The 22661-nt window shown below is 34.7% G+C and carries 20 protein-coding genes, 1 tRNA gene and 2 pseudogenes; 12 read left to right on the top strand and 11 right to left on the bottom strand.

Features of this window, described 5'->3' with window-relative positions; translation table 11 throughout:
• From rpsR to ychF, 4 genes are all read right to left on the bottom strand, one after another.
• Positions 1-198: a 30S ribosomal protein S18 gene (gene rpsR, locus KY055_00115; GenBank protein ID MBZ1345044.1), complete on the bottom strand. Its 198-nt coding sequence runs from the start codon at positions 196-198 to the stop codon at positions 1-3.
• A 123-nt stretch (positions 199-321) separates the two neighbouring features.
• Positions 322-885 (bottom strand): single-stranded DNA-binding protein, encoded by a 564-nt coding sequence (gene ssb, locus KY055_00110; protein ID MBZ1345043.1) that lies wholly within the window; start codon positions 883-885, stop codon positions 322-324.
• A gap of 59 nt (positions 886-944) precedes the next feature.
• Entirely contained in the window at positions 945-1349 is a 405-nt protein-coding gene (gene rpsF, locus KY055_00105) for a 30S ribosomal protein S6 (GenBank protein MBZ1345042.1), read from the bottom strand.
• A gap of 2 nt (positions 1350-1351) precedes the next feature.
• Complete coding sequence (ychF, locus tag KY055_00100; GenBank protein ID MBZ1345041.1) at positions 1352-2398, bottom strand: redox-regulated ATPase YchF; 1047 nt, start codon at positions 2396-2398, stop codon at positions 1352-1354.
• 24 nt (positions 2399-2422) lie between these two features.
• On the opposite strand from ychF, the gene KY055_00095 reads away from it, so the two are divergent.
• Together KY055_00095 and KY055_00090 are read left to right on the top strand one after the other, a co-directional pair.
• Positions 2423-3853: a phosphomannomutase/phosphoglucomutase gene (locus tag KY055_00095; GenBank protein MBZ1345040.1), complete on the top strand. Its 1431-nt coding sequence runs from the start codon at positions 2423-2425 to the stop codon at positions 3851-3853.
• 110 nt (positions 3854-3963) lie between these two features.
• Positions 3964-4548: a hypothetical protein gene (locus KY055_00090; GenBank protein ID MBZ1345039.1), complete on the top strand. Its 585-nt coding sequence runs from the start codon at positions 3964-3966 to the stop codon at positions 4546-4548.
• A 170-nt stretch (positions 4549-4718) separates the two neighbouring features.
• On the opposite strand, the gene trpS is transcribed toward KY055_00090, so the two are convergent.
• The 7 genes from trpS to KY055_00055 all read right to left on the bottom strand — a co-directional run bounded on the left by trpS (position 4719) and on the right by KY055_00055 (position 11038).
• Positions 4719-5696 carry a tryptophan--tRNA ligase gene (trpS, locus tag KY055_00085; protein MBZ1345038.1) on the bottom strand — a complete coding sequence of 326 codons (978 nt, stop codon included), beginning with the start codon at positions 5694-5696 and terminating at the stop codon, positions 4719-4721.
• A 9-nt stretch (positions 5697-5705) separates the two neighbouring features.
• Positions 5706-7385: a ribonuclease J gene (locus tag KY055_00080; GenBank protein ID MBZ1345037.1), complete on the bottom strand. Its 1680-nt coding sequence runs from the start codon at positions 7383-7385 to the stop codon at positions 5706-5708.
• A gap of 2 nt (positions 7386-7387) precedes the next feature.
• Positions 7388-7470 (bottom strand) — tRNA-Leu (locus KY055_00075).
• 20 nt (positions 7471-7490) lie between these two features.
• On the bottom strand, positions 7491-8366 hold the full coding sequence (locus KY055_00070; GenBank protein MBZ1345036.1) for a UTP--glucose-1-phosphate uridylyltransferase: 876 nt from the start codon (positions 8364-8366) through the stop codon (positions 7491-7493).
• A gap of 1 nt (position 8367) precedes the next feature.
• Positions 8368-10341 (bottom strand): hypothetical protein, encoded by a 1974-nt coding sequence (locus KY055_00065; GenBank protein ID MBZ1345035.1) that lies wholly within the window; start codon positions 10339-10341, stop codon positions 8368-8370.
• Between the two features lie 66 nt (positions 10342-10407).
• Complete coding sequence (gene secG / locus KY055_00060; protein MBZ1345034.1) at positions 10408-10623, bottom strand: preprotein translocase subunit SecG; 216 nt, start codon at positions 10621-10623, stop codon at positions 10408-10410.
• 79 nt (positions 10624-10702) lie between these two features.
• The gene (locus KY055_00055; GenBank protein ID MBZ1345033.1) at positions 10703-11038 is read right to left on the bottom strand and encodes a phage holin family protein; all 336 of its coding nucleotides are present in this window, start codon (positions 11036-11038) and stop codon (positions 10703-10705) included.
• A gap of 170 nt (positions 11039-11208) precedes the next feature.
• Here KY055_00055 and pheS point away from each other — a divergent pair, with 170 nt between their 5' ends.
• The 10 genes and pseudogenes from pheS to KY055_00005 all read left to right on the top strand — a co-directional run.
• Positions 11209-12003, top strand: a complete 795-nt coding sequence (gene pheS, locus KY055_00050) for a phenylalanine--tRNA ligase subunit alpha (GenBank protein ID MBZ1345032.1) — start codon at positions 11209-11211, stop codon at positions 12001-12003.
• A gap of 1 nt (position 12004) precedes the next feature.
• The gene (pheT, locus tag KY055_00045; protein MBZ1345031.1) at positions 12005-14128 is read left to right on the top strand and encodes a phenylalanine--tRNA ligase subunit beta; all 2124 of its coding nucleotides are present in this window, start codon (positions 12005-12007) and stop codon (positions 14126-14128) included.
• Between the two features lie 14 nt (positions 14129-14142).
• Positions 14143-16359: pseudogene (locus KY055_00040) on the top strand (hypothetical protein).
• 744 nt (positions 16360-17103) lie between these two features.
• Positions 17104-18816: pseudogene (locus KY055_00035) on the top strand (intein-containing DNA gyrase subunit B).
• Positions 18817-18972: 156 nt separating this feature from the next.
• Positions 18973-19155 (top strand): hypothetical protein, encoded by a 183-nt coding sequence (locus tag KY055_00030; GenBank protein MBZ1345030.1) that lies wholly within the window; start codon positions 18973-18975, stop codon positions 19153-19155.
• 23 nt (positions 19156-19178) lie between these two features.
• Positions 19179-19370 carry a preprotein translocase subunit SecE gene (gene secE, locus KY055_00025; GenBank protein MBZ1345029.1) on the top strand — a complete coding sequence of 64 codons (192 nt, stop codon included), beginning with the start codon at positions 19179-19181 and terminating at the stop codon, positions 19368-19370.
• A 30-nt stretch (positions 19371-19400) separates the two neighbouring features.
• Positions 19401-19946, top strand: a complete 546-nt coding sequence (nusG, locus tag KY055_00020) for a transcription termination/antitermination protein NusG (protein MBZ1345028.1) — start codon at positions 19401-19403, stop codon at positions 19944-19946.
• A gap of 121 nt (positions 19947-20067) precedes the next feature.
• A complete protein-coding gene (gene rplK, locus KY055_00015; GenBank protein MBZ1345027.1) occupies positions 20068-20490 on the top strand; it encodes a 50S ribosomal protein L11 in 423 nt (140 codons plus the stop codon).
• A 1-nt stretch (position 20491) separates the two neighbouring features.
• On the top strand, positions 20492-21064 hold the full coding sequence (gene dcd / locus KY055_00010) for a dCTP deaminase (GenBank protein MBZ1345026.1): 573 nt from the start codon (positions 20492-20494) through the stop codon (positions 21062-21064).
• Positions 21061-22661, top strand: a 1601-nt coding sequence (locus KY055_00005) for an FAD-dependent thymidylate synthase (GenBank protein MBZ1345025.1), incomplete at its 3' end; no start/stop codon positions are given. The genes dcd and KY055_00005, both read left to right, overlap by 4 nt.

Raw genomic sequence — 22661 nt, 5'->3', positions numbered from 1 at the left:
TTATTTTAAAGTATAGGGCAACAATCCTAAATATCTGGCTCTTTTTATTGCTTGAGAAAATTTTCTTTGATGACCGGCGCAAATACCGGTTTTTTTTCTGGGCTTGATTTTAGCCGAACCGGAAAGAAATCGGGAAAGAAGCTCTTCATCTTTGAAATCAATTTCTTGAATATTTTTTTGACAAAAATAGCAAAACATAGCTAAAATGACTAATTAACCTAATTGACCTAATGTCTAATCAATGCCCAATGCCTAATTATTTTTTTAGTCATTTTGTCATTAGTCATTGGGATTTGATTAGAAATTAGAAATTAGAAATTTTTAGAACGGGATATCTTTTACGTCAATTTCGTCCTCTTCAATAATCGGAATTTCTTCCTCTTTTACCTGAGCCGCAGCGAAGGGCGGAGAAGAAGATTTATCTTCATCGACTACCTGAGCCTTAGCCAAGGGTGGAGAAGAGGATTTATCCTCTTCGACCTCCTGAGCCGTAGCCAGGGGTGGAGAAGAAGATTTATCTTCATCAACTATTTCTTTTTCCGGCATTTGTTTCAAAGCTGTTCTTGGTCCAAGTTGAATTCTTTCAGCCACAACTTCAGTTCTTGTTCTTTGATTACCGGAACTATCCTGCCAGCTTCTGGTTTGAATTCTTCCTTCAATAAAAACCAACCCACCTTTGGTTAAATATTGAGAGGCAATCTCGGCTAATCTGCCAAACAAAACAATGTTATGAAACTCAACTTTCTGTTGTTTTTGACCGGATTTATCATTAAAAAATCGATCGGTAGCCAAGCCAAAAGTAGAAACTTGCTGGCCCGAAGGAAGAGATTTAATCTGGGGGTCTCGAGTTAGTCTTCCGATAAGAAAAATTTTATTTAAATTCACGGTTTTTTCAAATTATTTTATTGAATTTTATTCGACTTTTTGAGCAATAGCCAAGAGATTTAGGTCTCAGCCAAAATCTCTTCTAATTTTTTTTCAATTTCTTTTAGTTCAACCTTTTTTGGTTTAGATTTTATTAAACGAGGCGATTTAATATATTTAACTTCTTTAGAAGGTGGTTTGGCTAATATTAAATAACGAAGAATTGCTTTTTCGTTTTTTAGATTTTTTTCCAAATCAATTAATTTTTCTGGATTTAAATTAAAATTTAAAACCGCGAACCAACATTCTTTTTCTTTTTTAATGGGATAGGCCAAAATTTTTTTAATTGGAGCCTTAATTTCATTTGAATCTTCTGAGCCCTCCCTCTTTTTCTGAATAAAAGAACTTATTTTTTGTTGTAAAACCCTTATTTCTTCTGGCGAAAGATTGGCTGAAATAAGATAAGCTAATTCGTAATGTTTCATAATTATATTTTAAATTCTATTATCTGGCCGTCTTGAACAATATAATCTCGGCCAACGGTTTTAAGCCAACCCATTTCTCTTGCTTTATGCCAATTACCGGCTTCAATTAATTTTTGCCAATTAAGGACTTCTGCTTTAATGAATTTTTCCTTAAAATCGGTATGAACCAGTTTACTGGCATCAACTGCTTTCAACCCCTTTTTTAAAGTCCAGGCGCGAGTTTCTTTTAAGCCGGCAACAGTGAAAAAAGTGATTAAATCAAGAAGATTATAGCAATTTAGAATTAATTGGTCAAGTTTTGACTCTAATTGCAATTCTTTTTTCTCAATTTCTGAAAGTTCCGAGATTTCTTCTTCCTCTTTTAAGTTCATCGCCAAATGTTTAATTAAAGATTCAACACCATTTTTTGAATAACCGCTTTTTTCGTCAAGATTTAACAGGTAGAAAATCGGTTTAGCCGTTAAAAACTGATACTTTCTGATTTCTAATTTTTCTTTATCGTCTAAATTTGTATCGCCAATCATTTTTCCCCGAGAGACACTCCCTTTTATCTTTTTTAAAAATTCGAATTTTTTCAAGAATTTTTTATTCTTTTTTACTTCTTTTTCTATTTTCTGAAGTAATCCTTCTAAGGTTTCTAAGTCCTTCATTAATAATTCTGTTTTGATAATTTCAATTTCTTCCTCAGGGTTAATCTCACCCAAAACATTTTCAACCCCTGGCGCTTCAAAAACCCTGACTACTTCCAAAATAGCGTCACAATTTCTAATCTGAGATAGGAATTGGTTACCCAATCCTTCTCCTTTATGAGCGCCCCTAACTAAACCAGCAATATCAATAAATTCAATAATAGTCGGAGTAATTTTCTCCGGCTTGATAATTTCAGCTATTTTTTCCAATCTTTCATCAGGAACAGGAACCACCCCTACATTGGGATGAATGGTGGTAAAAGGGTAAGAGGCAATATCAACCTTGTTTTTGGTTAGCGCTTTAAATAGGGTTGATTTGCCAACATTGGGCAAACCAACTATACCTACTGAAAAAGACATATTAATATGATACAATAATTAAATATGAAAATCAACCCTTTTATATTTCGGGGTTATGATGTGCGGGGCGAAGCGGATAAAGATTTAAATCCAGAAATCGTTGAACATTTAGGAAGGGCTTACGGCACTTTTCTAAGAAAGAGAGGAATTAAAAAAGCAGTGGTCGGTTATGATTGCCGGCTGACCAGTCCGTCTTACAGTCAGGCAATAATAAAAGGACTGCTTTTTTCCGGCATTGACGTTATTGACATCGGCTTGGCGCTGGTCGGCAACATTTATTGGGCCCAATATTATTTTAAAGCGCCAGGATGCGTTTCCGTTTCCGGCTCTCACAATCCGGTAAATTACAATGGTTTCAAATTCGGCACCGGTTTTTCCAGCACCATGGTCACAGAAGAAATTGAAGAACTGCGCCAGATAGCCCAAAATGGTCAGTTCGTTCAGGGAAAGGGCAAACTAAAAAAACAAGACATCAAAGAAGCATATCTCAGAGATTTAATCAAAAGATTCCATCTGCCTTTTAAATTTAAAGTGGTCATTGACCCCAGCCATTCTACGGCCGGCGCTTTTGCGCCCGAACTTCTGGAAAAAGCCGGTTGTCAGGTTGTGCGCAGCCATTGTCAAATAGACGGCAGTTTCCCGATAGGCACTCCTGACCCGACTGAAAAAAAAGTGGCTGAAAGATTATCAGAAAAGATATTGGAAGAAAAAGCTGACTTGGGTTTTTCTTACGATTCTGACGGTGACCGGATTGGCGTGGTTGACGGGAGAGGAAATATATTATGGAATGATGTGTTGGTGGCTCTTTTTGCCATGGATGTCCTGGATAGAAATCCGGGAGCCAAAATTGTCTTCAATACCCTTTGTTCCAAAATGGTTGAGGACGTAATTTTGGCTAAAAGGGGTGAACCTCTTATGTGGCGGACTGGCCACTCTTTTATTAAAGCCAAAGCCCAAAAAGAAAAAGCGGCTTTTGCCGGAGAGTTATCCGGCCACTTTTATTTTTTAGACAAATTTTATCCTCACGATGACGGCTGTTATTCAACATTGGCGCTTCTGAACTATCTCTCTCGGTCTAAAAAAACATTATCAGAAGCAATTGCCGGTTTGCCAAAATACATTTCCAGTCCGGAAATAAAAATTTTCTGTGCCGACGATAAAAAAGTTGTTTTGATGGCAAAAATTGGGCCGGTACTTAAAAAAGATTTTCCTGATGCCCGAGTGATTGATGATGAACGGGCGGGGGACGGAGTGCGGCTTGAATTAAAAGACGGTATGTTTGTCATCCGTTATTCCCAAAACGGCCCCTATCTAACAATCAAATTTGAAGCGAAAACGAAAGACTGCTACAATTTCCTGAAGAATTATATTAAAGAACTCCTCCATCGTTACGAAGAAATAGATTGGAATTCAAAAATAAACGTAAACCTCGACTCATTAGACCTCCAGCAATAGAAAAGCTCCAATTCCCCTTATCTCCCCTTATCACCACTACCACTTAATCTGCCATGGCTTGTTAAGTGGTAAGGTAAAGGAAAAAAAAGAGAGCGGGAGATATTTAGGTTATGACAAAATACAAGTATTATCTTAGAAAACCAAAATCAGAAATTATTAAAGATGTGCTTTTGACGTTAGCTACAACCGGTATGATTTGCGTCGCGGCTACTTCTCCGTATTTTGGGATAAATATAATCCGAGAAATAAAACGTTGGAAAAAGTATAAAAAGTATAAAAAAAGAAAAATAACCGACGCATTTAAAAGATTACAGAAACAGGGTTGTCTTGATATAGAAATAGTAAAAAATCAAATCTATATCCATCTGACTAAGGAGGGAAAGAAATTAGCGGGTTGGATGCAAATAGATGCTTTAAGAATTAAAAGACCCAAAAGGTGGGATGGAAAATGGAGATTAGTAATTTTTGATATTTCTCAAGTGAAAAAATTTTATCGAGAGGTCTTTCGAGGTAAATTAAAAGAATTAGGTTTTTACCCATTACAAAAAAGTGTTTGGCTTTATCCTTTTGATTGCCGCGATGAGATTGAGCTTTTAAGAAGTTTCTTTGGTTTAAGCAAAAGAGAAATGAGATTGATTGTTTGCGAAGATATTGGAGGGGATAAGGGGTTAAGAGAATATTTTAAGATTTCTTAATATAGAATATTTTGGATAAAATATCTTATAAATAAATTTTGTTTAAACTTTAATTAAACCACTTAACAAGCCATGGCTTCTTAAGTGGTATAATGGAGGTCTAGGAAAAAATTAGAAGTAGTGGAAAAAGAAAATTAGTAGAAGTTATTAAAAATAGGAATTAGCAGGAACTAAATTAGACCCATTTTCTTTTTGACTTCTTGCATGGTGGATTGGGCGATGATTTGGGCTCGTTTTCTGCCCTGCTCTAAAATTTCCTTAACATAGACCTCTCTGGCCAGAAGTTCTTTCTTTTTTCGCCGGAAAGGTTCCAAAGAATCAATTAAAAGGCCTGATAAAGATTTTTTAAACTCGGCATATCCTTTTCCTTTAAATTTTTTTTCCAATTCCTTGATTGATTTTCCGGAAAACAGAGAATAAATGGTCAGCAGATTTGAAATGCCGGACTTTCTTTTCAGGTCATATTTAATTTCTTTTCCCGGGTCAGTGACTGCGGTCATTATCTTTTTTTCAATAATTTTTGGTTCGTCAAACAAACCGATACAACCCCCGGGGTCATCGGTTTTCCCCATCTTTTTTTTAGGGTTCTCCAAAGACATGATTTTCGCCCCAATTTTTTGAAGTAAAACTTTCGGTTCTTTAAAAGTTTGACCGAATTTTTGATTGAATTTTCGGGCAATTGTTCTGGCTAATTCAACATGTTGTTGCTGGTCTTTACCAACCGGCACAATTTCCGTTTGATAAAGCAGAATATCGGCTGCCATCAAAAGGGGATAATTAAAAAGTCCGGCATTGATATATTCTTTGTGTCTTTTTGATTTTTCCTTAAATTGGGTCATTCTTTTTAATTCGCCGACAGACGTAATTGTTCCCAAAATCCAAGCCAATTCCGAATGCTCTTTAATTTGAGATTGGACAAAGAGAGCAGATTTTTCCGGATTTAAGCCGACGGCCAAATAAGAAATTGCCAGTTCTGAAATGTTTTTTTGCAACAATTCCGGCTGAAAAGGAGTGGTAATGGCGTGCCAATCAACAATACAAAAAAAACACTCATTTTTTTCTTGGAGTTCAATCCATTGTTTTATCGCTCCCAAGTAATTTCCAATATGTAATTTTCCTGTTGGCCTAATGCCGCTAAATACTCTCATAACTAAATTTTATACGACAATAACTACCGGCAGAATCATCGGTCTTCTTTCGGTCTTAGAGAATAAGAAATCGCCGATTTTATTTCTAATTTCATCTTTAAGATAAATTATATTTACCGGACCGCCGGCTAAAGTGGCTTTATCAATAATTTCAATTATTCTTTTTCTGGTTATTCTTAATAATTCCTTTGACTCTCTTAAATAAACAAATCCCCGGGAAATAATATCCGGTGAACCTTTTACTTTTCCGGTTTGTCTATCTACTATGGTTATAATAACAAACATTCCATCCTCAGCCAATATCTGACGATCCCTTAAAACAACCTCACCAACATCATTAACCCCTAAACCATCAACCATTATATAATTTGAGGGCGCGGTTTCCTTTTCAATAAAAATTCTTTTTTGGTTTAAATTAATAATTTGACCATTTTCTGCCACCAAAATATTTTTTTCTAACAACCCGACATTTTTACCTAATTGTTTGTGAGCGACCAACATTGAGTATTGACCGTGAATTGGCAAAAAGAATTTCGGCTTCATTATTTTGAGCATTTCTTTCAGTTCTTCCTGTTGAGCATGGCCGCCGGCGTGAATATCCATCATTTTATAATGGAAAATCTGAGCGCCCTGACGTAAAATCTCATCTTTGACTATTTGAACCGTTCTTTCGTTTCCCGGGATAACCGAAGAAGAAAAAATAACAACATCTTCTTTTTTAAGACGCCAGAATTTATATTCTTTGTTGATAATTCTCATCAAAACCGCTTCTGGTTCTCCTTGAGCGCCGGTACAAAGAAGAGTTATTTTTTGGTCGGGATAATTTTTAATCTCCTTCGGCTTAATTAAAGTATCTTTTTTTATTTTTAAATAGCCGAATTGTCGGCAAATTTCAACATTGCTTTTCATCGTATAACCATCAAGAGCCACTTTTCTTTGATGTTTTTCAGCCAGAGTGATAATTTGTTGAATTCTATTAATTAGAGAACCGAAGGTGGCGGCAATAATTCTGCCATTGGCTGATTTAAAAATTTTATCTAAGTTTTCAAAAATTTCTTTTTCCGAAAAAGAATGACCGCTTTCTTCGGCTCCGGTTGAATCCGACATTAAAAGCAAAACACCCCTTTTGCCAAACTCTCTCAATTTTCTGAAATCGGTTGGTAAATCATTTACCGGATTTTCATCAAACTTAAAATCAGAAGTATGTAGAATATTGCCGAGGGGCGTTTCAATAAAAAGACCCAAATTATCGGCAATATTGTGATTCTGTTTGAAAAATTCAATTTTAAAAGGCCCTATTTGAATTTTTGAACCGTCTTTTACCCTTTCAATTTCTAATTTTGGTTGAAAAGGAAAATCACCTTGCCTTTTTAAAATAATGGCCTGAGTTAAGCCCGAAGCAAACATAGGATAATTTTGAAAAGGAAAACGATAAAGCAAATAAGGAAGGCCGCCCAAATGGTCATAGTGGCCATGGGTAAAAATTATTCCTAAAACATTTTTCTCTTTTCCTTGCAGATAAGAGATATTGGGAATAATATAATCTATCCCCGGCATTCCCTCTTCCGGCATACGAAGACCGGCATCAATAATTAAGATTTTATTCTGCCATTCCAAAAGCATCATATTCCTTCCCACTTCTCCTAGTCCACCCAATGGAATTAAACGAAGATTAGGTTGTATTGTCATAGTGCCGAGGGTGGGACTTGAACCCACAAGCCCTTAGGGCACACGGCTCTGAACCGTGCATGTTTTCCAGTTTCATCACCTCGGCTTATTTTAGAAATTTTATTTTTAAAATTTTAAATTTTTTAAAAACTCTTTAAATTCTTTTGAAAGTTCGGGATGAGAGAGGGCAAATTCAACCACTGTTTTTAAATATTCAAGTTTATTGCCGGTATCATAATATTTTCCATTTTTTATTTCGCAGGCAAAAGCCGGAAAACCATCTTTAATCAATTGATTAATAGCCTCCACCAACCAAAATTCACCTCCCTGGCCGGGCTTCATATTTTTAATTATCTTAAAAATCTCAGGCGGAAGAATATAAGCTCCGTGAGTTGCCAAATTAGAGGGAGCTTCTTTTGGAGACGGCTTTTCCACTATTTTTTTAATTTTAAAAATATTATCTTTCAGGGGCTTTATTTCAGCAATACCATATCGAGAGAGTTCTTGTTTATTTTTAATTCTGACGCCGGAAATTATTATACCCTTTCTTTTTTCATAGACATTCAGCATTTGCCATAATCTTGGCGGTTGAGACAAAATAAATTCATCACCCCAAATGACCACAAACGGTTCTTGGCCGATAACCGGTTCGGCGGTTAAAACCGGAATGGCATTTCCATAATACTCGCTTTTTTGACGAAGATAAATAAAATTGGCCAATTGAGAAATTTTTTTAATTTCGGATATTTCCTTTTCTTTGCCTTTTGTCTCCAAAAATTTGGTCAATTCAAAAGAATTGTCAAAATGGTCCTCAATTGCCCTTTTTTGCCAACCGGTAATGATAATAATATCTTTAATTCCGGAACTTGCCACTTCCTCAACCACATATTGAATCACCGGTTTGTCCACAATAGGCAGCATTTCTTTTGGAATGGCTTTTGTCTGGGGCAAAAATCTTGTTCCCCAGCCAGCCGCTGGAATGACTGCTTTTTTAATTTTCATTTTATTTCCAGACTCTTTTAGTTTTAAGATACCAATTTTCAATTTCAATAAATCTTTTTGAGGGATTAACGATTATTCCCTCTTTTATACCTTTAATTTTCGGGGAAACAAAATAAAGATAATCAGGATTAACTAAAAATACGGCTGGCGCCTCTTCAATTAAAATATTTTGAAATTCTTCCAATTCTTTTTTTCTCGCTTCTTCATTTTGATTCTCCCTAATTCTTTCTAATAATCTATCAACTTCTCTATTATGGTAAAGGGCTAAATTTAAACCCGGATTTTCTTTTTGTAAAGAATGCCAGAAGGGAAAAGGGTCTGGTAAAATCCCCATGGCCTGGCCAAAAAGAATGGCTTCGTATTCCCTCGGCCTAATAAAATCTTTTTCTAAATCAGAAATTTCAACAAAAATTAGTTCTAATTCAAATCCGGCCAACTGCCATTGATTTTTTAAAAGAAAAGAGATTTCTTTGAGAATCGGTTGATTAACCGTAACCAAGCTGAATTTAAGAGGAATTTTTTCTTCTTTTGAAGGAAAACAAATTTCATTTAATTTTAACCTGGTCGCTTCTAAAACCCGGCCGGTTCCTTTTTTCAACCCAAAAGGTTTTAAAATTTCCTCAGGGTATTTTTCCTGAAACTTTATTACCGCCTTCCTTGTCTTTTGTCCAAAATGACCGGTAATTTCACCCTCGGGATAAATTTTCGGAAGCCCGGCTAAACATTCTTGAAGTTTTCTAACTTCTATTCCCCGCGAATTTAATGAGAGGTTGGATTTGAACTGAAAAGCCGGTTCTTTTTTTATTATTTTTTCTCTTTTACCATCATCTCTTTTTAAAAAGCCGATTTCATCTAAAATTTCTTCAGCTTTTTTCAAATTAAATTGATAGGTGAAATCAGGGGGAGAAATGGCGTAAATATCGGGCAAAATAGGAGAATCAACAACCCGAGTGTTTTCAATAAAGACCTTTTTAGCAATTTCTTTTTTATTAGTGGCGTAATTCAGAGCCCTTCTAATTTGTTTTTGAGCTAAAATTTCTGATTTTTCCGGATTAAAAAAGACGGCAAAATATCTTGGCAGAGAAAAACGATAAACCAGCAATGAATTATCTATGTTTTTGAAATATTTAGGATGAGCCAATGAAAAAGAATCAATCCGATTTTCTTCCACTTTTTTTATTAAGTCATTTTCTTCTTCAAAAAAAATGAAATTTATTTTTTTTATATTTGGTTTTTGACCATGATACCTCTCATTTCTCGTTAAAGTTAAAGAGCGAATGATTCCCAATTGGTCTTGTCCCAACCTTTTTAATTTATAAGGTCCGGAGCCAATCGGTTTTAAATTGTAGATTGCCAGATGAAAATTTTGAATTGGAAGAGCTTGCCAGATATGCTTTGGGATTATTTTAAGAGTGGCATTTTCCAAAAAGGGAAAATAAGGTCTTCTCAATCTAAAACGAATAGCTGTCTCAGATATTTTTTCCACCTCCACTCCCAGCCAAGCCGGCCTTAAAGGGCTTTTTAGGTCCGGATTTTGGATTGTTTCAATGGTAAAAACAACATCATCTGCGGTCAGGGGGTGGCCATCGGACCAAAAAAGATTTTCTTTTAAGTAAAATTCAAAAATTTTTCCGTCTTCCTTTATTTTTGGTTCTTTTTTAGCTAAATCCGGAACGATTTTCCCCTCAAGAGTATGTTTCATAAGGCCGGAGAAAATCAATTCAATTAAGTCCCTGTCAATATCAGAAATTCCATAAAGCGGATTAATGAACCTTGGTTGACCGACAACTCCTTCGGTAAAAAAACCGCCCTCAGCCGGTTTAATCAGAGTATTTTTAAAATAAAAATTGATTCCCAAAAAAATCAAGGAGCTTGAAAATAAAATCAAAAAAAAGGAAAAAACGATTTTCTCTTCTTTTTTGAACGTTTCTGGCAATTGAAGCCACTGGGAAATGGAAGGCCATTTTTTAAACAAAAAGGAAATAAAAAAATTTTTTGTTTTTAAAATAAAAGACATTTATTGTAATTTAAGAGTAAAGACCTAAAGAATGAGATTGAGAAGGGCTAAGATAATAAACAACCCCCCTAAAATTATTGTTGCCCAGAAAATTTTTTTCTGAATTCCTCTTTTGGTGGAATAAGACCCACCGCCGCCTCCAAAAACCGAGCCCAAGCCGCTTCCCCTTTGCTGCAAAAGAATAAAAATAATTAAAAAAACAGCTACTCCGATTTGGAAAAAAGGTAATAAATCTTTCATTGAAAGGTGAAATGAGTTGAAAACTCATTGAACATTGAAAGGTGAAATGAGTTGAAAACTCATTGAACATTGAAAAGTTTTAAAATTTTAAGAAAATTAGATTTAATGCCCAAATAATAAACGTTGTTCCCAAAAGGGGCAAAAATCCGATAATTTTTAAACCCGGAACGATAAAATCAACAAACCAAATTATGGCTATATTTAAAATCAAACTGAAAAAACCGAAAGTTAAAATTTTTAAAGGAAAGGTGATTATTTTTAAAATCGGTTTAATAAAAAAATTAATTAAACCCAAAATAACTCCGCTAAAAATTAAAATTTGAATTCCCCCAATAAGCTCCACTCCGGGAATAAAAACCTTAGCCAGAAAAATTCCCAAAATTCCAACTATAATTTGGAGAAAAAGTTTTTTCATTGAACAAAAGGGCTCCTGCTATTTAACTCTAAACCATTAAAATAATTATACCAAAGGTGTTGGCAAAAGCAAGGCCCTGTGTAAAAATGAGGTAGCCATTTTTCTGTTAATTATTAACCCCTTGATTTTAAAGAAAAATTAAGGTAAGATAAAATATACCCTGTAGAAGTATGGCAAAAATAAATTTAAAATTTTTTGAAAATCAGGACCGCTTTGACATTACGGTTCCGGGAAAAAAAATTAAGATAGGCCATTTACATCCCCTTACCATTACCAAAAGAAAATGCGAGGAAATTTTTCAGTCAATGGGTTTTTCAATAATTGAAGGCCCGGACATAGAAACAGAATGGTATAATTTTGACGCTTTGAATATACCAAAAGACCATCCGGCAAGAGATCTATGGGATACCTTGTGGCTCAAAGACAAAGGAGCTAAGCTCCTTTTACGAACTCATACTTCACCAGTTCAGGTTCGCTATATGGAAAAAAATAATCCTCCTTTAAGAATAATTGTTCCTGGAAATATTTACAGACATGAAGCAACCGATGCTTCTCACGAATTTCAGCCCTTTCAAATCGAAGGATTAATGGTTGATAAAAAAATCTCGGTGGCTAATTTAAAAGCCATTGTCAGAGAGTTTTTCCGCAGATTTTTTGAGAAAGATGTTAAATTCAGGTTAAAACCGGATTATTTTCCATTTGTTGAGCCTGGTTTTGATGTTGGCATAAGTTGTGTTATATGCAAAGGTAAAGGATGTTTGGTTTGTAAAAAAAGCGGTTGGCTTGAAGTGGCCGGAGCCGGCATGGTTCACCCCAATGTTTTTAAAAACTCAAAATTAATCCCCAGGGACTGGCAGGGCTGGGCATTCGGTTTTGGCTTGGAAAGATTAACCATGCTTAAGTATAAAATTAATGATATTAGGTTGTTCCGTTCGGGCGACATGAGATTTCTACAACAATTTTAATATGAAATTCTCTTATAATTGGCTACAATCTTTTTTCAAGAAAAAACTCCCCCAGCCAGAAGAATTGGCTGAGCTTTTGACAATGCATTCTTTTGAGATAGAGGAAATAAAGGGAGTGGCTAAAGATTTTATTTTGACCATTGATATTAGGCCGAATAGGGCAGGAGATTGTTTTTCTCACTTAGGCATTGCTCGTGAGATATCAGCCATCACCGGCTTAAGTTACAGAGAACCGTTCTCTGTAATTAAGGAAGATAAGAAACTTAAAGCAAAGGATTTTGTTAACTTAGAAGTTAAAAATAAAACTGCCTGTCCAAGATATACTGTTAGGGTGATTAATGATGTTAAAATCGGTTCTTCGCCAAAATGGCTAAAAGATAGATTAAAAGTTTGCGGTCTTCGGCCAATAAATAATATAGTTGATATTGCAAACTATGTGATGTTAGAAACCGGACAACCCTTGCACGCTTTCGATCTCGAAAAACTCAAAGACGTAAATCCGAAATCCAACCATAGCCCATTAATAAGGGCTGTGGCAAAAACCCAAATTAAAAAAATAATTGTCCGGAAAGCTAAAAAAGGTGAGAAAATTATTACTTTAGACAATAAGAAATACGATTTAGATGAAGATATTCTGGTCATCGCAGATATTAAGGAACCCTTAGCTATTGCCGGAATTAAAGGTGGTAAAAAAGCCGAAATTGACAAGAAAACAAAAACAGTGGTTTTGGAGTCAGCTAATTTTAACTCCCAAATTATAAGAAGGGGTTCTAAAAAATTAAATCTCAAAACCGACGCCTCTTTAAGGTTTGAGCATGGAATAGATCCTAATTTAACAGAGTTTGCCATAAATAGAGCGGCTTATTTAATTCAAAAAATTGCCAAAGGCAAAGTGGCTCAGGGTTTAGTTGATTTCTATCCAAAGAAGATTTTGCCAAAAACAATTGGATTAAATTTAGATTATCTTGAAAGTTTGCTTGGAGTTAAAATTCCGGAAAAAGAGATAAAAAATATTTTAAATAGTTTGAATTTCAAATGTAACGAAGCAAGGCCTCGTTACATTGAAGTTGTGGTGCCGACATTGAGACTTGATGTTTCAATTCCCGAGGATTTGATTGAGGAAATCGGCCGAATCTATGGCTATGAAAAAATTCCTTCCCTTCTTCCGGTTTCGGTTTTAATTCCGCCCCAAAAAAATCTTGATATTTTTTGGGAAGAGATGGTAAAAAATATTCTAAAAGAAACCGGCTTTGTTGAAACCTATAATTATTCATTTATCAGCCAAAAAGACCTTTCAATTTTTAATTACCAATTTTCAAAAATAATTGAAATAGAGAACCCGACCAGCAATGAATATAAGTATTTAAGACCAAGCTTAATCGCCAACCTGTTGAAGAACGTTCAAACCAACCAAGCCCATTTCAAGGAAATTAAAATTTTTGAGTTGGGAAAAATATTTTTCAAAAAACAAGAAAGGGGAAGTAAAAAACAATGCCGGGAAAAAAAGATGTTGGCCGGAGCGATAATGGCCGAGGACGCTTTTTATGAAGCAAAAGGAGTCATAAAGTTGTTATTAAATAAATTGGCAATAAGTAATATTTGGTTCACTGAACCCTCGTCTCATTTCAGTCCAACACCAGAAGATTCGGAAATTTCCCTTTGGAGCAAGGAAAAATGCGCCGAAATTAAAATCAACGGAGAAGAAATTGGTTTTTTGGGAGAAATTTCTCCTAAAATTTTGAGCAGTTTAGATATTAAAGAAAGAGTGGTTTTGTTTGACATTGACTTTGAAAAATTATCTCAACTGGCTTCCGAAGAACAAGAATATCGACCAATTTCTCGCTATCCAGCGGCTGTCAGAGATATTGCTGTTTTAGTTCCTCTTGAAGTTAGGGTAGAAGAGGTCTTAAACAAAATTGAAATTAGCGGCGGTTCTTTAATTATAGATGTTGACCTCTTTGATATTTATGAAGGAGAGGAGCTTCCCCGGGGTAAAAAGAATTTAGCTTTTCATTTAATTTTTCAATCCAAAGACCGCACCCTGACTTCAAAAGAAATTGACCAAATCCAAAATAAAATAATTAAGACCTTGGAAGAAAATCCGGGCTGGCGGGTCAGAAAATAAAAAAGATAAAAAATATGCCATCAAAAGCGAAGGGTGGAGAAGAAGATTTATCTTCTTCGAAAATTCCCCAAAAAAACAAAGAAGAAGCAAGTTATACTGCTAAAGATATCTATGTTTTGGAAGGCCTTGAGCCGGTTCGTAAAAGACCGGCAATGTATATTGGTTCAACCGGATTGGGGGGTCTTCATCATTTAATTTGGGAGGTAGTTGATAATAGTTTAAGCTATCAAACCCCATTAATTATTAAAGAGAAAGAAATAATTAAAATTTTGCCAATCGGTCAGTTAATTGACAACGCTTTCAAAGAAAATTCTTCTTTGATTGAAAAGTCAATTAAAGAAGAAGCTGAGTTTTTGAGAAAAGATTTAAAACTTGAGGCTCTAAGTTTTGACCCTCAAACCCTTAAACTGAAATTTCAACCAGTTTTCTCTTTAATTCGCCATAAAGTGAATAGCGAAATATATCGAATTACTTTACAAAACAGCAGACAGATAGAGGTTACTCCTTATCATTCTTTATTTACCCTGAAAGACGGAGAGGTCCTGCCAATTAAAGGTTCTAATCTCAAAATTGGTACCTCCGTCATTGTTCCCAAAATTTGGCCGGAAGTCGAAAAACCAATCGAAGAGATTGATTTAATAAATGAATTACTAAAGTCGTCACCAGAAAAAACCGGGAGGATAAATTTATACAATTTAACCAATCTACTTAAAAAAGATATTAAATTAGCTTTTAAAATTAAGTCTCAACTTCCCCAATATAAAAAATCAAGACATAGAGCTAATATCTGGCAGGATTATTTAAGGTATAATTATTTGCCATTTAATTTAATCAGAGTACTCAATTCTAAGGAATTAGGGAAAATTAAAAAAGAAAATCCCTATTTGGGAAACAGAAGAAGCGACAATTGGAAACTGCCCTATAAGTTAAAAGTTACCAAAGAGCTGATAGAACTTTTAGGAATTTTTGCTGCCGAAGGCTGTATTGTAAAAAACCGAAACCGCGTAGTGTTTAGTTTTGGTGTTCAAGAAAAAGAACTAATTGATCATACTAAAAATTTAATTTTCAAAGCTTTCAAGTTTAAAGTTAAGGAAATGTACGTTCATGAAACAGCAAAAGTTATTCCAATAGAGTCTGTTTTAATCACCCTGATTTTTAAAGAAATTTTTAAAACTGGCGAAAACAGTTCCAATAAAAAAGTCCTTGATTTAATCTTTAATTTAAATCAAAAATTGAAGGAAAGGTATTTAATTGGCTATTTAGCCGGTGATGGATATCCTAGCCAAGTTTTTATTCGTCATTTAATTCAAAACACAACACCTTCTCCATTCGAGAGGAGAAAGTTTAATGCTACTGCTAAAAACAGGGACTTCATCATTACTCTTTCTTATCTTCTTTCTTCTTTGAATAAAACTTATTCGTATGGAGAAAGGAAAAAGAGAGAAGGAAAAAGATTTATTGAAGTAACTTATAAAGGAGTAAAGAAAAGGAGGGAAATTAAATCTCAAAGAATTTTTTACGCCCTTGATTTTTATTGGAATACAAATTCTTCTTACATTAATTATCTTCCAGTGAAAGAAGCTATTTCGGCCATTTCTTGGAAAAGGCCGTATTCTTTCAGCATTAATACCCAAGGCGGAGCTTCGTCGAATAAAGTTTTATCTCTTTTAGAACAGAATAGAATAGTTTTATATCCTTTAACACCAACATTTCTAAATTCTGATTTAGGAATACTAAGAGTAAGAAAAATAGAAAAAATAAAATATAAATACCCTTGGGTTTACGATATTTCAGTTCCGAACGGAGAGAATTTTATTGCTGGATTTTCGCCTATATGTGCAAAGAATTCTTTAGACGAAGCGATGGCCGGTTTTTGCAAAAATATTGAGATTATTCTTTTGCCGGGCAATAAAGTCAAAACAATTGATGATGGCCGCGGCATTCCGGTTGAGATTCATCCCCAAACGAAAAAATCGGCCTTGGAAACCGTAATGACTACTTTGTATGCCGGAGCCAAATTTGGCGGAAAGGCCTATCAGGTATCGGGCGGTCTTCATGGGGTGGGGGTTTCGGTGGTCTGCGCTCTTTCCAAATGGATGGTGGCAGAAGTTTGTCGTCAGGGTAAAAGATACGTTCAAGAATATTCAAAAGGAAAACCATTGGCAAAAATAAAAGAGATTGGCAAATGCCAGCAAACCGGCACGACCGTTACCTTTGAACCGGACCCCGAAATTTTCAAAGAAATTAAATTTGATTTAAAGAAAATTTTAAATCATCTCCGGCAACAGGCCTATTTAACCAGAGGAATAAAAATCAGTATTATTGATAAAAGAGAAAAAAGAGAAAAGCCCTATGTTTTCTATTTTGAAGGAGGGTTATCATCTTATATCAAATATTTAACCTACAACCAATCCCTCCGTCACCCTAATATTTTTTACGGCAAAGGAGAAAAAAATGAAATTCTTATTGAAGCCGCTTTTCAATATACTGAAGAATACGAATATTACGAAGAGTCGTTTGCCAATAATATTCATACTGAAGAAGGGGGGACTCATTTAACCGGTTTTAAAACCGCTCTAACCAAAGCATTAAACGATTATGCCAGAAAAAACGGTCTTTTAAAAGAAAACGATGAGAATTTAAGTGGAGAAGATGTAAGAGAGGGTCTAACCGGAGTGGTTTCAATAAAAATTAAAGAACCTCAGTTTGAGGGTCAAACCAAAGCCAAATTAGGCAACCCCGAAGTTAAAATTGCTGTTGAAGCAGTTGTTTTTGAAACCTTAAGCGATTTTTTGGAAAGAAATCCCCAAGACGCTAAAACCATTATTGAAAAATGTGTTTTATCTCAAAAAGCCAGAAAAGCGGCCAAAGCAGCCCGGGAAACGGTTTTAAGGAAAGGAATTTTAAATGGTTTGACTTTACCCGGCAAGCTTGCCGATTGTTCCTCAAGAAAGCCAGAAGAATCAGAGCTTTACATGGTGGAAGGAGAGAGTGCCGGAGGAAGTCTAGTTGGAGATACAAAAGTTGCTTTAACTGACGGAAGAAATTTAACCTTCAAAGAGCTAACAGAGGAAGATAAAAAAGGAAAGAAAAATTACTGTTACACCATAAAAGAAAATGGCAGAATAGGGATTGGTTTGATTCAAAATCTAAGAAAGACCCGAAAAAATGCGAAGGTTATAAAAATTATTCTTGATAGCGGAGAAGAAATCGTTTGTACTCCAGACCACCGCTTTATGTTAAGAAGTGGTTCTTATAAAAGAGCAGAAGATTTGGCACAACAGAATTCTCTAATGCCCCTATACCGAAAATATTCCAAAATTAAAGGCAGAATTAAAATTGAAGGTTACGAAATGGTTTATGAACCTAAGGCTCACAAGTGGATTTTTACTCATCTTTTAGCCGATGAATATAATTTAAAAAATGGGAAATATACAAAAGAGAAAAAATCCTGCATTCACCACATTGATTTTAATAAAAAAAATAATAATCCAGATAATGTGACAAGAATGGATAAAATGAGACACCTTTATTATCATGGAAAAATCGCGAGGCAAAATTTATTTAGAGAAGATGTCCAAGAAAAAATAAGAAAATTTCATCAAACAAAAGCGTATCGAGAAAAAGTTAGGGCTACGCTGTTAAAAATGAGTGAGATGCTAAGCAAAAGAGCAAAAAAACAATGGGAAAATGAAGAATATAAGCAATACATGGTTCAAAAATTTCTAGAATTTTACAAAAAAAATCCAAAATATCGAGAAAAAAACAATAAACTCTTATACGAGAGTCAAAAAAGATACTGGAGCAACCCCAAAAATAGAAAGAAGTGGGCTAAGAGAGTAAAAGAGTATTTTGAGAGACATCCAGAAAAGAGAGAAGAACTTTCCAAAAAAGCCAAAAAACAGTGGCAAAATGAAACACTTTTAAAATGGCGATCGCAGAAAACTAAAGAGCAGTGGGACCCCGAATTTAGAATTAAAAGAAAAAAAGCTTATAATCGAACTTACCAAGAAAAAGCCCTTAAATTGATGAGAGAAATTTTTGAGCAATGCGGCCAGCTTGATAGAGAAAAATACAATCAAGAAAGATTGAAGATAAACGATAAAAGTATTTTAAGATTTGATACAATTTGCCAAAGGTTTTTTGGGAACGATGAAGAAAAATTAAAAGAAGCTGTCTTAAGTTACAATCATAAAATTAGAAAAATTATTAAATTAAAAAATAGAATGGACGTTTACGATTTAGAAGTTGAAAATACTCATAATTTTGCATTAGCTTCGGGAATTTTCGTGCATAATAGTTCAAGGCAGGCGCGCGACCGGCACTTCCAGGCCATTTTACCTTTACGCGGTAAAATCTTAAATGTTGAGAGAGCTCGCTTAGATAAAATTTTAAGTTCCAAAGAAATTAGGTCTTTAATCATCGCTTTGGGAACTGCCATTGCCGAAGATTTTAATATTGAAAAAACCAGATATCATCAAATAATTATTTGCGTTGACGCCGATTCAGACGGAAATCATATCAGAGCCTTACTTCTAACTTTTTTTTATCGGTATTTCAAACCATTAATTGAAAGAGGTTATCTCTATATTGCCCAACCGCCACTTTACAAAATTCAGGCCGGAAAGGAAATTAGACACGCTTATACCGAGGACCAAAAATTAGAAGTTTTAAAATTACTGACCCGAGCGGGGCGAAGCCGAGCGAAGGCGAAGAGAATTTCATCCTCTTCTTTACCTTCACTTTTGCTTCGCAAAAGCTCGGTGGGTGAAGATGAGGCGACAGATTCAGCGAGTAAAAAGACCTCCGGAATAAATATTCAAAGATACAAAGGCCTTGGGGAAATGAATAGTGAAGAGTTGTGGACAACGACCATGGATCCTCAAAATCGGGTTTTGCTTCAAGTAACCATTGAAGACGCCAAAGAAGCGGATAGGATTTTTGATGTTTTAATGGGAAAAGATGTTTTGCCCAGAAAAAAATTCATTCTCACCTACGCTAAAAAAGTCCGAAATTTAGATATATAATTGTTTTAATAGATTGAAAATTTATGAAACTTCTGACCAAAATTCCAATTTTTTTCAAAGAAGTTAAATTGGAAATGAAAAAAGTTAATTGGCCAAGCCGACAAGAAACAATAAAATATACTTTAATTGTAATTGGAATTTCTCTGGCTATGGCAGTGCTTTTAGGAACATTGGATTTTGTATTTAGCACCTTATTAAATAGATTTATATTGTAGCCCATTAACCCATATTTTGGTATTATTGTTATGCCGAAACAAATTTTACCTCAAAAGAAAAATTGGTATGTTATTCACACTTACTCTGGTTATGAAGAGGCGGTAGCTAAAGCCCTTAAACAAAGAATGGAGTCCTTGGCTATGGAAGATAAGATTTTTAATGTTATTGTTCCTAAGGAAAAAAAGATTAAAATTAAAAATGGCAAAAGAAAAGTAGTTGAAGAGAAAATTTATCCCGGTTATGTTTTGGTTGAAATGATTGTTACGGATGACAGTTGGTATATAGTTAGAAATACGCCTAATGTAACTGGATTTGTCGGCTCGGGAACTACTCCTATACCGGTCTCCGAACAAGAAATTGAAAATTTAATAAAAAGAATGAAGGTTGAAGAACCGCAATATAAAATTGAGGCAAAAATAGGGGATTTAGTCAAAATTATTGACGGTCCATTTAAGGATTTTGATGGTAAAATTTCCGAAATTGACCAGGAGCGGGGGAAAATAAAAATTTTAGTTAATATGTTTGGAAGAGACACAGTCGTTGAATTGGACTCGTTACAAATTAAAAAAATATAATTGACATGTTAGACACCGAGTGTCTAACATAAGTGTCTAACATACATATACTAATGCATACGAATTATACGAATAATTTATTAGTGTCATTAGTATTAATTCGTATATTAGCATCGATTTTATGAAAAAAATAAAAGCAATTGTCAAACTTCAAATTAAAGCAGGTCAAGCCACTCCGGCTCCGCCGGTTGGCCCGGTTTTAGCCCCTCATGGTTTAAATATTGCCGAATTCTGCCAAAAATTTAATGAAGCAACCAAAAACCAGATTGGCTGGACTATTCCCTTGGAGATTACGATTTATGAAGACAGAACTTATGTTTTTAAATTGAAAAGCCCTCCTACATCAGAACTTTTAAAAAAAACAGCCGGTATTGAAAAAGGTTCCGGTGAACCAAATAGAAAAAAAATCGGCAAAATTACCAAAGAACAATTAAAAAAAATTGCCGAGCAAAAAATGAATGACTTAAACACTCAAGACATTGAAAAAGCAATGAAAACCATTGAAAGCACGGCCCGCAATATGGGAATTGAAATCATTGAATAATATGATTTTATCTGATAGAGACATCAAAAAGTACATAAAGGAAGGGAAAATCAAAATTACTCCCAAACCGAATTTTAAAGTACAATTAGGGCCCTGTTCTTTAGATTTACATTTGGGCAATATTTTTAAAACTTTTAAATCGTCCCAATATCCTTATTTAGATTTAAAAAGGAAAATAAGCTTTGAAGAATTGATGGAAGAAGTGGAGATAGAAGACGGAGGACCCTTTATCCTCCCTCCAAAAGGATTCGTCATAGCGGTCACCAAAGAAGACATTATTCTACCGGATGATATAATGGCTCGTTTAGATGGCCGTTCTTCATTGGGGAGATTGGGTTTGGTGGTTCATTTAACTGCTGCCAGATTTGATCCCGGCTGGCAGGGGAAAGCCGTAATGGAACTTGGAAATTTGGGAAATATGCCGATTATTTTATATGTCGGTATGCGAATTTGCGCCATGGCCTTTGAAACTCTTTCCAGTCCCGTTGAAACTCCTTACCCTAAACATAAAGACCATAAATATGCCGGTCAACAAAAACCTTTAGCCAGTAAATTAAACGAAGAGCCAAAATGAAACCCATTTTAACATCTGATTTAAAGGTAAAATTTTTAGGCATTACTCCTGTTTTTGAAGATAAGACAGGAGTTTTAAATCCTCAGGAAATTATCGCTCTTTCCAGTTTAGCCACCTTTAAAGGAAAATCCATTAAAAAACTCTTGAAAGAAATTACCAAGAGCGGCCAAAGCGTAGATGAAAGAATAAAAGGCATTTTGCAACGGTCAGTTTTAAGGGGACATGCTTCAATTGCCACCACCCCCGCCATTTGTTTAATTTACGAAGGAAGTAAATTTTTGGATTCGGCTTTGACCGGCATTGTTTTTTCTTCCTCTTTAGTTTCTTCCGGTCGCCGAACCAAAACAACAGAAGAAGATATAGTCTTTCCAAGAGAAATATTCAACAATAAAAAAACAAAGAATCTTTATAGCCAAACATCAAAGAATATTATCCAAATCTATAATTATTTTTTAACAGAAGGCGTCCCGAAAGATGAAGCCAGTAAAATCTTACAATACGGGATTTATGGCACCGGTATAATTCACTTGCCGATAGAATCAATTATTGGTTTAAAAAAAGAATATTTTGCCGAAAAAGAATGGATGCCGGAAGAAATAGGCATATTGCTCAAGAAAATAAAAGGGGAGGCGAAAAAATTAGGAGTGGATTTGCTCTACGCTGCCAGAGAAGCTGCTCCAAGAAATATTTATCCTTATCCCAATATTTTCAAAGACCCTCAAAAATCAAATTTAACTCGAGAACTTCGAAAATCCGAAAGATTAATTAAAAGGTTAAAGTTAATTTCAATAGAAGGCATAACTTCCAAAGAATTAAAGAAAAAATTGGAAAATCTGGGGAGGAAAGAAAAAGAGATATTTTCTTCTTTCAGACGAATTAAAAAAGAATGGACAGGGCTCTTATCTTTGCTTCAAGAAATTCTCCGGGATTATAATTTAGCTTTAAGGATTAAAATTTTATCTTCCATACCCTGGCGAGTCTGGGGAGAAAAAAAGAGACACAGAACCTGCTTCCAAATCATAGAATCAATATATTATTGTATTGAAAGAGCAGGAAAAAAATTTAGTAAATTTAAAAATCAAATTCGGGGAAGAAAAATCAATAAAAAATTAGTCAGAGAAATTGAAGAGATATTTTCTATTCCACCCTCAATTAAAAATAATCAAGAATTTTTATCAGAATATCTTTTAACAGCCCTAAATGCCTTCGAAGGTTATCAAAAATTAATTGAATCAGGGATTAAACCAAGGGAAGCAATTTTTTTAATTCCCCGGGCAACCAAAATTGATATTTTACAAGAGTATGATTTATATAATCTTTTAACCGGATACTATCCTTTACGACTTTGTCCAACTGCCGAAGAGGAGATGAGAAGGAATACTTTAAAAGAGGTTGTCTCAATTAAAAAAGCTTTAGTCAAAAGAGGATACGGCTGGCTAAATAATTTTATTGGTCCAAAGTGTCAAATTACGGGTTTTTGCCCGGAAGAAAAAAGTTGCCCAATGATTTTATCTTCGGTTAAAAACTACAACGAAAAATTTCATCAGGAGATGAAAGAGGAGTTAAAAAGATTATTTCAAGAAAATTTAAAAAACTT

This window comes from Candidatus Nealsonbacteria bacterium (genome assembly GCA_019923625.1).
In the GTDB taxonomy this organism is placed as follows: Bacteria; Patescibacteriota; Minisyncoccia; order Minisyncoccales; family RBG-13-42-11; genus JAHXGN01.
The sequence above is the reverse complement of the archived record's forward strand: the minus strand, read 5'-3'. Positions and strand labels throughout refer to the sequence as shown.

What these genes read in the sequence shown, in the direction of transcription:
- rpsR (MBZ1345044.1), bottom strand. Translation starts at nt 198, where the DNA reads ATGTTTTGCTATTTTTGTCAAAAAAATATTCAAGAAATTGATTTCAAA.
- rpsF (MBZ1345042.1), bottom strand. Translation starts at nt 1,349, where the DNA reads ATGAAACATTACGAATTAGCTTATCTTATTTCAGCCAATCTTTCGCCA.
- ychF (MBZ1345041.1), bottom strand. Translation starts at nt 2,398, where the DNA reads ATGTCTTTTTCAGTAGGTATAGTTGGTTTGCCCAATGTTGGCAAATCA.
- KY055_00095 (MBZ1345040.1), top strand. Translation starts at nt 2,423, where the DNA reads ATGAAAATCAACCCTTTTATATTTCGGGGTTATGATGTGCGGGGCGAA.
- KY055_00090 (MBZ1345039.1), top strand. Translation starts at nt 3,964, where the DNA reads ATGACAAAATACAAGTATTATCTTAGAAAACCAAAATCAGAAATTATT.
- trpS (MBZ1345038.1), bottom strand. Translation starts at nt 5,696, where the DNA reads ATGAGAGTATTTAGCGGCATTAGGCCAACAGGAAAATTACATATTGGA.
- KY055_00080 (MBZ1345037.1), bottom strand. Translation starts at nt 7,385, where the DNA reads ATGACAATACAACCTAATCTTCGTTTAATTCCATTGGGTGGACTAGGA.
- KY055_00070 (MBZ1345036.1), bottom strand. Translation starts at nt 8,366, where the DNA reads ATGAAAATTAAAAAAGCAGTCATTCCAGCGGCTGGCTGGGGAACAAGA.
- secG (MBZ1345034.1), bottom strand. Translation starts at nt 10,623, where the DNA reads ATGAAAGATTTATTACCTTTTTTCCAAATCGGAGTAGCTGTTTTTTTA.
- KY055_00055 (MBZ1345033.1), bottom strand. Translation starts at nt 11,038, where the DNA reads ATGAAAAAACTTTTTCTCCAAATTATAGTTGGAATTTTGGGAATTTTT.
- pheS (MBZ1345032.1), top strand. Translation starts at nt 11,209, where the DNA reads ATGGCAAAAATAAATTTAAAATTTTTTGAAAATCAGGACCGCTTTGAC.
- pheT (MBZ1345031.1), top strand. Translation starts at nt 12,005, where the DNA reads ATGAAATTCTCTTATAATTGGCTACAATCTTTTTTCAAGAAAAAACTC.
- KY055_00030 (MBZ1345030.1), top strand. Translation starts at nt 18,973, where the DNA reads ATGAATAGTGAAGAGTTGTGGACAACGACCATGGATCCTCAAAATCGG.
- secE (MBZ1345029.1), top strand. Translation starts at nt 19,179, where the DNA reads ATGAAACTTCTGACCAAAATTCCAATTTTTTTCAAAGAAGTTAAATTG.
- nusG (MBZ1345028.1), top strand. Translation starts at nt 19,401, where the DNA reads ATGCCGAAACAAATTTTACCTCAAAAGAAAAATTGGTATGTTATTCAC.
- rplK (MBZ1345027.1), top strand. Translation starts at nt 20,068, where the DNA reads ATGAAAAAAATAAAAGCAATTGTCAAACTTCAAATTAAAGCAGGTCAA.
- dcd (MBZ1345026.1), top strand. Translation starts at nt 20,492, where the DNA reads ATGATTTTATCTGATAGAGACATCAAAAAGTACATAAAGGAAGGGAAA.